Origin of the sequence: Pseudomonas sp. EGD-AK9, from assembly GCF_000465935.2 — a bacterium.
Lineage (GTDB): Bacteria > Pseudomonadota > Gammaproteobacteria > Pseudomonadales > Pseudomonadaceae > Aquipseudomonas.
On the sequence record NZ_AVOF01000048.1, the window covers coordinates 1 to 11,550 of the forward strand.

The 11,550-nt window shown below is 66.8% G+C and carries 12 protein-coding genes; 10 read left to right on the plus strand and 2 right to left on the minus strand.

Annotated features, from left to right (window positions below; all coding sequences use genetic code 11):
* The 7 genes from N878_RS02590 to galU form a co-directional block, all read left to right on the plus strand.
* Positions 1-1,191, plus strand: a 1,191-nt coding sequence (locus N878_RS02590) for an FAD-binding oxidoreductase (RefSeq protein WP_021442125.1), incomplete at its 5' end; no start/stop codon positions are given.
* Complete coding sequence (locus N878_RS02595) at positions 1,188-1,559, plus strand: ethanolamine utilization protein EutQ (RefSeq protein ID WP_021442126.1); 372 nt, start codon at positions 1,188-1,190, stop codon at positions 1,557-1,559. The genes N878_RS02590 and N878_RS02595, both read left to right, overlap by 4 nt.
* 91 nt (positions 1,560-1,650) lie before the next feature.
* Positions 1,651-2,928, plus strand: coding sequence for an MFS transporter (locus N878_RS02600; RefSeq protein WP_256217931.1), 1,278 nt, complete (start codon positions 1,651-1,653; stop codon positions 2,926-2,928).
* Positions 2,929-3,196: 268 nt separating this feature from the next.
* Complete coding sequence (locus N878_RS02605; protein WP_031302648.1) at positions 3,197-4,750, plus strand: BCCT family transporter; 1,554 nt, start codon at positions 3,197-3,199, stop codon at positions 4,748-4,750.
* A gap of 372 nt (positions 4,751-5,122) precedes the next feature.
* Positions 5,123-5,446 carry a hypothetical protein gene (locus N878_RS02610; protein ID WP_021442129.1) on the plus strand — a complete coding sequence of 108 codons (324 nt, stop codon included), beginning with the start codon at positions 5,123-5,125 and terminating at the stop codon, positions 5,444-5,446.
* Positions 5,447-5,548: 102 nt separating this feature from the next.
* Positions 5,549-6,910 carry a UDP-glucose/GDP-mannose dehydrogenase family protein gene (locus tag N878_RS02615; protein ID WP_031302650.1) on the plus strand — a complete coding sequence of 454 codons (1,362 nt, stop codon included), beginning with the start codon at positions 5,549-5,551 and terminating at the stop codon, positions 6,908-6,910.
* 39 nt (positions 6,911-6,949) lie between these two features.
* The gene (gene galU, locus N878_RS02620) at positions 6,950-7,789 is read left to right on the plus strand and encodes a UTP--glucose-1-phosphate uridylyltransferase GalU (RefSeq protein WP_021442131.1); all 840 of its coding nucleotides are present in this window, start codon (positions 6,950-6,952) and stop codon (positions 7,787-7,789) included.
* A gap of 88 nt (positions 7,790-7,877) precedes the next feature.
* On the opposite strand, the gene N878_RS02625 is transcribed toward galU, so the two are convergent.
* Positions 7,878-8,300, minus strand: coding sequence for a VOC family protein (locus N878_RS02625; RefSeq protein ID WP_021442132.1), 423 nt, complete (start codon positions 8,298-8,300; stop codon positions 7,878-7,880).
* A 76-nt stretch (positions 8,301-8,376) separates the two neighbouring features.
* Here N878_RS02625 and gorA point away from each other — a divergent pair, with 76 nt between their 5' ends.
* Genes gorA through N878_RS02640 form a run of 3 tightly spaced genes read left to right on the plus strand, consistent with a single transcriptional unit; the run spans position 8,377 to position 10,752 of the window.
* Positions 8,377-9,735, plus strand: coding sequence for a glutathione-disulfide reductase (gene gorA / locus N878_RS02630; RefSeq protein ID WP_021442133.1), 1,359 nt, complete (start codon positions 8,377-8,379; stop codon positions 9,733-9,735).
* A gap of 7 nt (positions 9,736-9,742) precedes the next feature.
* On the plus strand, positions 9,743-10,366 hold the full coding sequence (locus tag N878_RS02635) for a trimeric intracellular cation channel family protein (protein WP_021442134.1): 624 nt from the start codon (positions 9,743-9,745) through the stop codon (positions 10,364-10,366).
* A gap of 2 nt (positions 10,367-10,368) precedes the next feature.
* The gene (locus N878_RS02640; RefSeq protein WP_021442135.1) at positions 10,369-10,752 is read left to right on the plus strand and encodes a VOC family protein; all 384 of its coding nucleotides are present in this window, start codon (positions 10,369-10,371) and stop codon (positions 10,750-10,752) included.
* A 30-nt stretch (positions 10,753-10,782) separates the two neighbouring features.
* On the opposite strand, the gene N878_RS02645 is transcribed toward N878_RS02640, so the two are convergent.
* Positions 10,783-11,550 (minus strand): TIGR02270 family protein (locus N878_RS02645; protein WP_021442136.1); only part of this gene is annotated, 768 nt, incomplete at its 5' end.

An 11,550-nucleotide genomic window follows, 5' to 3' on the forward strand; every position in this document is an offset into this window, starting at 1 on the left:
CTGGCCGCCGCCCGGCGCCTGGCCGAGCACCATCCCGAGGCGCGCATCCTGCTGGTCGATGCCCAGCGCGTCGGCTACGGCGCCTCGGGGCGCAACTCCGGCTTCGTCATCGACCTGCCGCACAAGTTCGCCCTGGAACACCCTGATCCGGCGCACAAGCAGCGCCTGCTCGGCCTCAACCGCGCCGCCATCGCCCAGTTGCAGGGGCTGATCCAGCGTCACGGGATCGACTGCCAGTGGTCCCACGCCGGCAAGTACCAGGGCGCGGTGGGGCCGCGCGGCGTGGCCTATCTGCAGCATTTCGAGCGCCTGATGCAGGATCTCGGCGAGCCCTTCGCGTGGGTCGAGCGCGGCGAACTGGCCAAGGTCCTGGGCAGTCAGCACTACAGCGGGGCGATCTACACCCCGGGGTGCTATCTGATGCAGCCGGCGGCGCTGGTCGGCGGCCTGGGTCGCTCGCTGCCCGGCAATGTCGAGCTGCTCGAGGAGTCACCGATCCAGCGCCTGCAGCGCGATGGCCAGGGCGGCTGGATTCTCCACGGCAGCACCGGCAGCATCCGCACCCCGCGGCTGCTGCTGGGCACCAGCATCTTCACCCAGGAGTTCGGCTACCTGCGCAACCGCCTGCTGCCGGTGATGACCTTCGCCAGCTGGACCCGGCCGCTGAGTGACGCCGAACTGGCCGTTTATGGCGGCCAGCTCGACTGGGGGCTGACCCCGGCCGATCACGCCGGCACCACGGTGCGCATGACCCAGGACCGCCGCCTGATCATCCGCAACACCTACAAGCACGTGCCCAAGTACGGCAAGAGCACCAGCGACGCCATGCGCGAGTCGGTGCGCAATGACCATCGCAAGGCTTTCCTAGCGCGCTTCCCGCAGCTGGCCGAGGTGCCGTTCAGCCACACCTGGGGCGGCGTCTACGCCATTTCACGCAACTTCACCAACTTCTTCGGCGAGCTGGAGCCAGGCGTGTTCGCCTCGGCCTGCGACAACGGCGTCGGCGCGGCCTGGGGCACCATCTCCGGCACTCTGCTGGCCGACCTGGCGGTGGGCGCCGATTCGGCGCAGCTGCGCGACATCCAGGCGGTCACCGGCATGCCGTCGCTGAACCCGCCGGAACCCTTCCTCGGCCTCGGCGTGCGCTCGCGCATTCGCCTGGCGGCCTGGAACAGTCGGAGCGAGCTATGAGCCAGGTCGTTTCCGACAAAGGCCCGGTGCTGCTGGTCGATCACCATGACCTGGACTTCATCCCGCGCGGCGGCCCGCCCGGCGCCGCCTTCGTGGCGCGGGCGATCGGCAACGAGGTCTCGCCGCACATCGGCATAGGTTTCGCCCGCTGGGAGGGTGCCGAGGTGGCCTGGACCCTGCTGTACGACGAGGTGATCTTCGTCATCCAGGGCTGCTTTGAACTCAAGGCCAACGGCCAGCTGTACCGGGTCGGGCCGGGCCAGCTGCTGTGGATTCCCGAGGGCACCGAGCTGGTCTACGGCGGGCATGCGCTGTTCGGTTACGTGGTCCATCCGGGCGACTGGAAGCAGCGCCACGGTCTGGCCTAGCCAGGGGAGCGTTGCAGATGGTCCCGCTTTGCTGCGCGCCCGGCTCAGGCGCAGTTGTTATCCGTGAAAAAGGGGTGAGCAATTGCTCGGACTGACCCAGGCGTTCGCTGCACTGTATCTGGCCAGTCTGCTGATGCAGCTCGGCTCGACCCTGCTGATGACCTATCTGGCGCTGCGCTTGACCGCCGGCGGTGTCGCCGATTTCTGGGGCGGCGCGCTGATGGCGGCCAATGCCCTGGGCATGGTGGTCGGCGGCAAGGTCGGCCAGGTGCTGATCGGTCGCGTCGGCCATATCCGCACCTACGTGGCCTGCTCCGGCATCATCTGCGCGGCGGTGCTGACCCACGCCTTCAGTGAAGGATTGCCCCTCTGGCTGTTGCTGCGCCTGCTGGTCGGCGTGGCGATGATGTGTCAGCTGATGGTGGTGGAGAGCTGGCTCAACGACTGCGCACAGAGCGATCAGCGCGGTAAGGTGCTGGGCATCTACATGGTCTCGGCCTACGTCGGCATGATGCTCGGCCAGCTGGCGCTGAGTATCGACGGCGACCTGGGCCTGCACGCGCTGCTCGGCGTGGTCATCGCCTTCGCCCTGAGCCAGGTGCCGATGGCGCTGACCCGTAGCACGCACCCGGCCATACCGAGTGCGGAACCGGTCGATCTGCGGCTGTTCCTGCAGCGGGTGCCGCAGTCGCTGATCACCGTGCTGGTATCGGGCATGATCAATGGCGGCTTCTATGGATTGTCGTCGATCTACGCCAGCCGGCAGGGCCTGGGCACGGTCGAAGTGGGGCAGTTCATGGCCCTGGCGATCGCTGCCGGCCTGCTCGCGCAACTGCCGCTCGGCTGGCTGTCGGACCGACTGCCGCGGGCCAGCCTGATTCGCGCGGTGGCGGCGTTGCTGATGCTTACCTGCCTGCCGCTGGCGTTCTATCAGGGGTTGTCGTTCGGTGTGCTGCTGTTGTTCAGCGCCTGCATCGGCTTTCTGCAGTTCTGCCTGTATCCACTGGGCGTCGCCTTGGCCAACGACAACATGGAGCCACGCCTGCGGGTTTCGCTGGCGGGGCTATTGCTGGCCACCTTCGGCGTCGGCGCCTGTATCGGCCCGCTGCTGGCCGGTGCGCTGATGGGGCATTTCGGCGCCTCCAGCCTCTATCTGTTCTTCGCCGTCAGCGCCGCCGTGCTGGCGCTGGCGGTGGGGCAGGGGCGCATGACTGGCGAGCACCTGCAGGACGATGCGCCGTTGCATCATCAGGCCACCCCCAACGGCATCGCCTGTGCGACTCTGGCGGCGGTGATCGAGCCGCCCGGTGCAGGGCCGCTGACGCCTGCGCCCGATCTGACAGGCGACCCCGGCCACTCCGGTCCATGAGCCATCGAGTCTCATAGCGAAGCGGCGCGGACGCGGCCATGCCGGCAACGGAGCCGCTGGCGTCGGACTCTCCCGGCGTTAAGGGCAGGCGCCGCGCACGCCCGGATTAATGACCAAAACTCATAAGTCGCGGAGTTTAAATGGTTTGTCGAGGACATACCCCTGACTGACCATTGAGCATCTGCAGAACGTCCAGAACCAGGAACCTCGGTGCCTGGGTTGGGTTCGGTAGAACAACTTATTACAAGAACAATATCGAGGTGCGTGCATGAAGCCTATAGCTGCGCAAGGCCTGGTCAGTCGAGAGTTCAATATTCGAGTGCTGGGCCTGAACTTCCATCGGGTTATCTTTCCAGTCTCGTTCTCAATAGTCCTGCTGCTGGTTCTGCTGGCGCTGAGTAACCCGGTGCTCTTCGGCCAGACACTGGAGAGCGTCAAGGGCTGGATTCTCAAGAACTGCGACTGGTTCATCATCATCATGGGCAACCTGGCCGTGCTGTTTTGCGCGGGCCTGGCGCTCTCGCCCCTGGGCAAGGTGCGCCTGGGCGGGCGCGAGGCCAAGCCGGAGTTCAGCACGCTGTCCTGGTTCTCCATGATGTTCGCTGCCGGCATGGGTGTCGGCCTGCTGTACTGGGGCGTGGCCGAACCCGTGGCGCAGTACACCGCCTGGTGGAAGACGCCGCTGGATGTCACGGCCAACACGCCGGAGGCGCAGCACGCGGCGATGGGCGCCACCCTGTTTCACTGGGGGTTCCACCCTTGGGCCATCTATCTGACCAGCGCCCTGGTGGTCGGCTACTTCTCCTACAACAAGGGCCTGCCGCTGTCGCTGAGCTCCGGCCTGCAGCCCTTGATCGGCAAGGCGCACAAGGGGCTGCCGGGGCAGTTGGTCGATGTGTTCACCGTGGTGCTGACCGTCTTCGGCCTGGCCACTTCGCTGGGCCTCGGCGCCATGCAGGCCACCGCCGGCATTTCCCATGTGCTGGGCGTGCCCAACAACTTCACCTTCCAGCTGCTGTTTATCGCTACCGTGACCGGCATCGCCGCGATTTCCCTGTGGCGCGGGCTGGATGCCGGGGTCAAGCTGCTGAGCAATATCAACATGCTACTGGCCCTGGGGCTGTTCCTGCTGGTGGTGGTCGGTATCGGCGTGCTGGAGTTCTTCTTCGGCGCCCTGACGGCCGCGCTGGATTACGGCCGCTTCTTCCTGCCGCTGAGCAACTGGGTCGAACGCCCGGATCAGGACTGGTTCCAGGGCTGGACGGTGTTCTACTGGGCCTGGTGGTGCACCTGGGGCCCGCTGGTTGGCATCTTCGTCGCGCGCGTGTCCAAAGGCCGCACCCTGCGGCAGATGGTGGGCATGGTGATGCTGGCACCGACCCTGGTCGCCGTGCTCTGGTTCGCCGCCTTCGGCGGCGGCGCCATCGCCCAGGTCGTCGACGGCAGCGGGGCGCTGGCGGCGGGCCTGACCGACGTCAACATGGCCATCTTCCAGTTCCTCGAAGTGCTGCCGCTGGGCGGTCTTGCCTCGCTGCTGGTCGTGGCCTTGCTGGTTATCTTCATGGTCACCTCGGTCGACTCCGGCGCCCTGGTGGTCGATAACCTCGCCGCCGGCGGAGATCCCGATACCCTGCCGCTGCAGCGGGTGCTCTGGCTGGTGATGATTGCCCTGGTCACCGTCACCCTGTTCGTGGTCGGCGGCGACACCGCGCTCAAGGGCATTCAGGCCGGCGCAGTGGCGATGGGCTTGCCGTTCATGGCCTTGATGCTGCTGATGATGGTCGGCCTGGTCAAAGGCCTGATCCAGGACTGCCGCAGCTGAACCACGGGCTACCCACGCCGCCCGACGCGCTGCCCGCTGGCAGTCGTTGGGCGGCGTTGTTGCAGTTGGCGAAAAGCAGGGCAGCCCTCTAACGCCGCCGACCGCCACTCGGCCATCCACCCTCAAATCCCTGCGCGAAGTCGCCATTGCCGGCGGCTTGGTGACCTCCTCGCATTTTCAGCGGCGCTTGCGCGAGATGTTCGACATCGTCCCGGGGCAGTTTCGCAAACGTACGAATTCCCAGGAGAGCGGCGGGGGGCAGCGAGCCGGCGTAAAAGCAACGAACAAGCCGCGAGCAAATAGCCTGGCGCCGCTGTCTGAGAGGTATCCGGTGCCTCCGCCGTCGCGGAGGAGGTTGATTGGCGAGGTTGCATGATGCTCTGTCGGTTCATTTCGCGCGGTGTTCTGCCGTTCTGCTGGGCGGCGCTATTGGCCAGCCAGGCCAGTGCCGAACACCGTCACGATGGTCATGACAAATGGGAAAACCGCTACCGGGACGGGCCGTGCCGCGTCAAAGAGGAGTTCGACCGGGGCGATTACCTGCTGGAAATCAAATGCCCGGACGGCCACGGGCGAAGCTGGCCGCGCGGCGAATGGAAGGAGGAGTTCCGCGACGGTGCCTGCCGGGTGAAGATCGACGCCAAGCGCGACGAGTACAAGAAAGAGGTGAAATGCAAGGAGTGGGATGACGACTGAGGGACGACCTTGCGCCGACTGTCATGGCCCGGTCACCTGACGGTCATACCGCTGCCACCGCCATCCGCTGCAATCGCTGCAACCCGTCGAGAGGATGCAGCGATGCAGATATGCGTAATTGGGGCTGGCTACGTTGGGCTGGTGACGGCGACCTGCTTTGCCGAGATGGGCAACCGGGTGATCTGCGTCGAGCGCGATCCCCTGCGGGTGGCGCGGCTCGCCCGCGGCGAGGTGCCGATCTACGAGCCCGGCCTCGAGGCGATGCTCAAGGCGCAACTGGCCAGCGGCCAACTCAGTTTCACCGCACAGCTCAAGGCCGGCATTCGCCGCGCCGAGGTGGTCTTCATCGCTGTGGGCACGCCCAGCGGCGAGGACGGTTCGGCCGATCTGTCCCATGTGCTGGCGGTGGCGGATGAGCTGGGCGAACAACTCGAGCACGGCTGCCTGGTGGTGGACAAGTCCACCGTGCCGGTGGGCACCGCCGAGCGCGTCGCCCAGCGCATCAACGCCGCCCTGGCGCGGCGTGGCCTGCGTGCCCGGGTCATGCTGGCGAGCAACCCGGAGTTTCTCAAGGAAGGTTCGGCGGTCGAGGACTTCATGCGCCCCGACCGGGTCATAGTCGGCTGCGACGACGAGCGCGGCCGGGAGCTGCTGCGCCGGCTCTACGCGCCGTTTCTGCGCAACCACGACCGCCTGCTGTGCATGGGCGTGCGCGCCGCGGAGTTCAGCAAGTACGCGGCCAATGCCTTCCTCGCCACCAAGATTTCCTTCATCAACGAGATGGCCGGCATCTGCGCGCGCCTGGGGGTGGACATCGAGGAGGTGCGCCGCGGCATCGGCAGCGACAAGCGCATCGGCACCCACTTCATCTACGCCGGTTGCGGCTACGGCGGCTCCTGCTTTCCCAAGGACGTGCGCGCGCTGATCCGCACCGCCGAGCTGGAGGGTTTCGAGCCGGGCATCCTGCGGGCGGTGGAGGCGCGCAATGCGCTGCAGAAGACCCTGCTGTTCCAGGCCCTGCGCGAGCACTTCAACGGCCATCTGCAGGGCAGGGTGGTGGCGCTGTGGGGGCTGGCGTTCAAACCCGGCACCGACGATCTGCGCGAGGCGCCCAGCCTGGTGCTGCTCGACGCGCTGCTGACGGCGGGCGCGCGGGTACAGGCCTGCGATCCGGTGGCGACCCCGGCGCTGGCGTCGCGCTACGCCGAGTACTTGGCCAAGGGCCAGTTGCTGCTCAGCGATTCGCCCTATGTGGTCAGCGAGGGCGCCGACGCCCTGGTGCTGGTGACCGAGTGGAAGCAGTTCCGCCAGCCGGACTTTCTGCGCATCCGCGCCGCGATGCGCATGCCGGTGCTGTTCGACGGGCGCAATATCTACGATGCGGCGCAGCTCGCCGAGCTGGGTTTCCTCTATCGCGGCATAGGCCGGCCGGCGCTGGGCGGTTGTAAGGCCAGCGCAGCTTGATAGACTGGCGGCGCATTCCACACGCCATCCGGGAGTCCCATGATCAAGAAATGCCTGTTCCCCGCCGCCGGTTACGGCACCCGCTTCTTGCCCGCGACCAAGGCCATGCCCAAGGAAATGTTGCCGGTGGTGAACAAGCCGCTGATCCAGTACGGCGTCGAAGAGGCGCTGTCCGCTGGCCTCACCGAGATCGCCATGGTCACCGGCCGCGGCAAGCGCGCGCTGGAGGACCATTTCGACGTTAGCTACGAGCTGGAGCACCAGATTCGCGACACCGACAAGGAAAAATACCTGGTCGGCATCCGCCGCCTGATCGACGAGTGCAGCTTCGCCTACACCCGCCAGGTGGAGATGAAGGGCCTGGGGCACGCCATCCTCTGCGGCCAGCCGCTGATCGGTGACGAACCCTTCGCCGTGGTGTTGGCCGACGACCTGTGCCTGAACCTGGAAGGCGACAGCGTGCTGACCCAGATGGTCAAGCTGTACAAGCAGTTCCGCTGTTCCATCGTCGCCATCCAGGAGGTGCCGCGGGACGAGACCCACAAGTATGGGGTGATCGCCGGCGAGATGATCCGCGACGACATCTACCGGGTCAGCAACATGGTGGAGAAGCCCAAGCCCGAGGACGCGCCGTCGAACCTGGCGATCATCGGCCGCTACATCCTCACCCCGGACATCTTCGATCTGATCCGCGACACCCCGCCGGGCAAAGGCGGCGAGATCCAGATCACCGACGCGCTGATGCGCCAGGCCCAGCAGGGCTGCGTGATGGCGTACAAGTTCAAGGGCCAGCGCTTCGACTGCGGCAGCGCCGAAGGCTATATCGAGGCGACCAACTTCTGCTTCGAGAACCTGTACAAGACCGGCAAGGCCTACTGAGCTTCGGCAACCGGGGCCCCCGTAGGGTGCGCCGTGCGCACCAGGCCTGCGCAACACAGGACGCCACCTTCGGGTGGCGTCTTGCGTTTCAGGGGATGGGCATCCGCTCCGACCCCGGCCCCAGCGGCTGGCCGTAGCTGAACTCCACGTAGTTGCCGGCCGGGTCGCGCAGGCCGCAGTAGTAGCCGACCGGGTAGGGCTCGTCGCGTGGCGGCCAGATCAGGCAGCCGTCTTCCGCGGCCATGGCCGCGACGCGGTCGACCTCCTCGCGGCTGGCCAGGGCGAAGCCGAAATGGCTGTAGTCGTCGCTGGCCAGCCGGCGATCCTGGCCGCCGGGCATGATGACGAAGATGAACTGATGCTCCTTGCCCGGCTCGGCCATCCAGACGATGCGCGTGCCCTTGCCGGGGCGCTGGTGGATCACCTGCATGGCGCAGTAGCGTTGGTAGAAGGCGATGCAGGCGTCCAGGTCGGGCACGTGCAGCGCCAGGTGGGTCAGGGTCGGACGCATGGCGGCTTTCCTCCTTGGCAGTCAGCTTAGTCTTTGCCTTTCCGGTATGCTGGCGTCCTGTCCAAGGAGGCCGCAGATGAGTTACGACTTCGACCTGTTCGTTATCGGCGCCGGTTCCGGCGGCGTCCGCGCGGCGCGCTTCGCCGCCGGTTTTGGGGCCCGCGTGGCCGTGGCCGAGAGCCGCTACCTGGGCGGCACCTGCGTCAACGTCGGCTGCGTGCCGAAAAAGCTGCTGGTCTACGGCGCGCATTTTTCCGAAGATTTCGAGCAGGCCGGCGGTTTCGGCTGGTCGCTGGGCGAGGCGAACTTCGACTGGGCGACCCTGATCGCCAACAAGAACCGCGAGATCCAGCGCCTCAACGGCATCTACCGCAACCTGCTGGAGAGTAGCGGGGTGAGCCTGTTCGAAGGTCACGCGCGGATTCTCGACGCCCATAGCGTCGAGGTGAACGGTCAGCGCCACAGCGCCGAACGCATCCTCATCGCCACCGGCGGCTGGCCGCAGATCCCCGACATTCCCGGGCGCGAGCATGCCATCAGCTCCAACGAGGCGTTCTTCCTGGAAACCCTGCCCAAGCGCGTGCTGGTGGTGGGCGGCGGCTATATCGCCGTGGAATTTGCCTCGATCTTCCATGGCCTGGGCGCCCAGGTCACCCAGCTGTACCGCGGCGATCTGTTCCTGCGCGGCTTCGACGGCGCGGTGCGTCGGCACCTGAAGGAGGAGCTGAGCAAGAAAGGTATCGACCTGCAGTTCAACGCCGACATCGAGCGCATCGAACGGCAAACCGACGGCAGCCTCAACGCCACCCTCAAGGACGGCCGCGTGCTGCAGGCCGACTGCGTGTTCTACGCCACCGGCCGCCGGCCGATGCTGGACAACCTGGGCCTGGAAAACGTCGAGGTGAAGCTGGACGAGCGCGGCCATATCGAAGTGGACGAGCAGTTCCAGACCAGCACGCCGTCGATCCTCGCCATCGGCGACGTGATCGGCCGCGTGCAGCTGACCCCGGTGGCGCTGGCCGAAGGCATGGCCGTGGCGCGCCGCCTGTTCAAGCCGGAGCAGTACCGCCCGCTGGACTACCGGATGATCCCCACCGCGGTGTTCAGCCTGCCGAATATCGGCACCGTCGGCCTGAGCGAGGAACAGGCGGTCGAAGCGGGGCACCGCGTGCAGATCTTCGAGAGCCGCTTCCGGCCGATGAAGCTGACCCTCACCGAATGCCAGGAGCGCACCCTGATGAAGCTGGTGGTCGATGCCGACAACGACCGCGTACTGGGCTGCCACATGGTCGGCCCGGAGGCGGGCGAGATCGTCCAGGGCCTGGCCATCGCGCTCAAGGCCGGCGCCACCAAGCAGATATTCGACGAGACCATCGGCGTGCACCCGAGCGCCGCCGAGGAGTTCGTCACTTTGCGTACGCCAGTCAGTCGCTGAGGCGATTATGCAGGAGCTGTTCTACTTCGCCGACCTGTTCGGCGTGGCGGTGTTCGCCATCACCGGCGCGCTGATGGCCGGGCGCAAATCCATGGACCTGTTCGGCGTGCTGGTCATGGCCATCGTCACCGCCCTGGGCGGCGGCACCCTGCGCGACCTGATTCTGGACAATCACCCGGTCAGCTGGATACGCGACGACACCTATATCCTGGTGGCGTCGCTGGCGGCGCTGGGCACGGTGGTCTGGGTACGCATGACCCGACCGATCCATGAGAAGGGCCTGCTGATCGCCGACGCCTTCGGCCTAGCGGTGTTCACCGTGTACGGCACCGAACTGGCGCTGCAGCACGGCACGCCGATCAGCACCGCGGTGATCATGGGGGTGATGACCGGCGTGGTCGGCGGGGTGATCCGCGACGTGCTGTGCAACGAGATCCCGCTGATCTTCCAGAAGGAAATCTACGCCACCGCCTGCATCGCCGGCGCGCTGACCTTTATCGGCCTGCGCGCGCTGGACACGCCGCACTGGCTGGATACCAGCGCCGCCATGCTGGTGGTGCTGGGCGCGCGCCTGGCGGCGATCCACTGGCACCTGGGGCTGCCGCGTTTTCATCTGCTGGACAGGCATTAAACATGATCGAGCGACTGGATCACCTGGTGCTGACCGTGGCCGATATCGACGCCACCGTCGCCTTTTACGAACGCGTGCTGGGCATGCGCCACGAGCGCTTCGGCGCCGGGCGCAATGCGCTGGTCTTCGGCCAACAGAAATTCAACCTGCACCGGGCCGGCCGCGAGTTCGAGCCCAAGGCCGCCAGGCCGACGCCGGGTGCCATCGACCTGTGCCTGATCAGCACCTGGCCGCTGGAGCGCATCCTCAGTCATCTGGCAGCGCAGGGCGTCGAGGTGGAGGAGGGGCCGGTGGCGCGCACCGGCGCCGTCGGGCCCATCGAGTCGGTGTACTTCCGCGACCCGGACGGCAATCTGATCGAAGTCAGCCGTTATCCGGCCGCCTAGGGTGCACCGCCAGGAGCGGTTGTTTCACGTTCATGTCTTGAGCAAGGCCCGCTGCCGCCAGGCGGGCGCGGCGACCGGGAACAACGCCTCGGTCGGGCGAAAACGCGCCAGGCCATAGGCCGCGACCCTGCGTTGGCGCTGCTGTGCCGTGGATAGGGCCAGGCGATAGCCCTGCTCGCTTACCGGTTGGCCGAGGAAATAGCCCTGGCCATTCTGGTACGTGCCTTTCTCCCCTTGCCACCAGGCCTCGACCAACGCCGGATCGGGCCAGGGCAGGTTCTCGTCCTCGTCCATGGCCACGTTGGCATCCGCCGGATCGTCGTTGGGGCCGGCGTCGTGCTCGGGGGTGTCGCGCAGCTCCAGATCGAGCAACGCCAGGTCTGCTCCAGTGATGAGGCTGAAGGCCTCGCCGGCGACCCGGGCCTGCGGCACCTCCTGCATCTGCTGGGTCAGCCAGGGAAGGCTTAGCGGATCGCCCAGCAGGCCGACCGCCTGGATGACCATGCGGCGCTGCTGCGCTTGCGGCATCAACTGACGAATCCAGGCGACGCTGGTTTCTCTGGGCTGCCAGGCCAGTAGCACCGGCAAGGCGCGCTGCTGCAGCGGACCCGGTTGTTCGGCGAACTGGCGCAGCGGCAGCAGCGCCTCCTCGTCGCCCATCTGCACCGTGGCCCAGTTGGCCCAGAAGCGCGCGTTTTCGTCGGCCTGCAGGCGATGGGCACGGATCGCCGGCAGCAGATCGCGCCGGCGCAACTCGCCGGCCGTGCGCGCGGCCTGGGCGACGACTGCCGCGTCGGC

Excerpts from the sequence above, each read along its gene's own strand:
- N878_RS02635 (WP_021442134.1), top strand. The coding sequence starts at position 9,743 with ATGCAGGAGCTGTTCTACTTCGCCGACCTGTTCGGCGTGGCGGTGTTC.
- N878_RS02610 (WP_021442129.1), top strand. The coding sequence starts at position 5,123 with ATGATGCTCTGTCGGTTCATTTCGCGCGGTGTTCTGCCGTTCTGCTGG.
- galU (WP_021442131.1), top strand. The coding sequence starts at position 6,950 with ATGATCAAGAAATGCCTGTTCCCCGCCGCCGGTTACGGCACCCGCTTC.
- N878_RS02595 (WP_021442126.1), top strand. The coding sequence starts at position 1,188 with ATGAGCCAGGTCGTTTCCGACAAAGGCCCGGTGCTGCTGGTCGATCAC.
- N878_RS02640 (WP_021442135.1), top strand. The coding sequence starts at position 10,369 with ATGATCGAGCGACTGGATCACCTGGTGCTGACCGTGGCCGATATCGAC.
- gorA (WP_021442133.1), top strand. The coding sequence starts at position 8,377 with ATGAGTTACGACTTCGACCTGTTCGTTATCGGCGCCGGTTCCGGCGGC.
- N878_RS02605 (WP_031302648.1), top strand. The coding sequence starts at position 3,197 with ATGAAGCCTATAGCTGCGCAAGGCCTGGTCAGTCGAGAGTTCAATATT.
- N878_RS02625 (WP_021442132.1), bottom strand. The coding sequence starts at position 8,300 with ATGCGTCCGACCCTGACCCACCTGGCGCTGCACGTGCCCGACCTGGAC.
- N878_RS02615 (WP_031302650.1), top strand. The coding sequence starts at position 5,549 with ATGCAGATATGCGTAATTGGGGCTGGCTACGTTGGGCTGGTGACGGCG.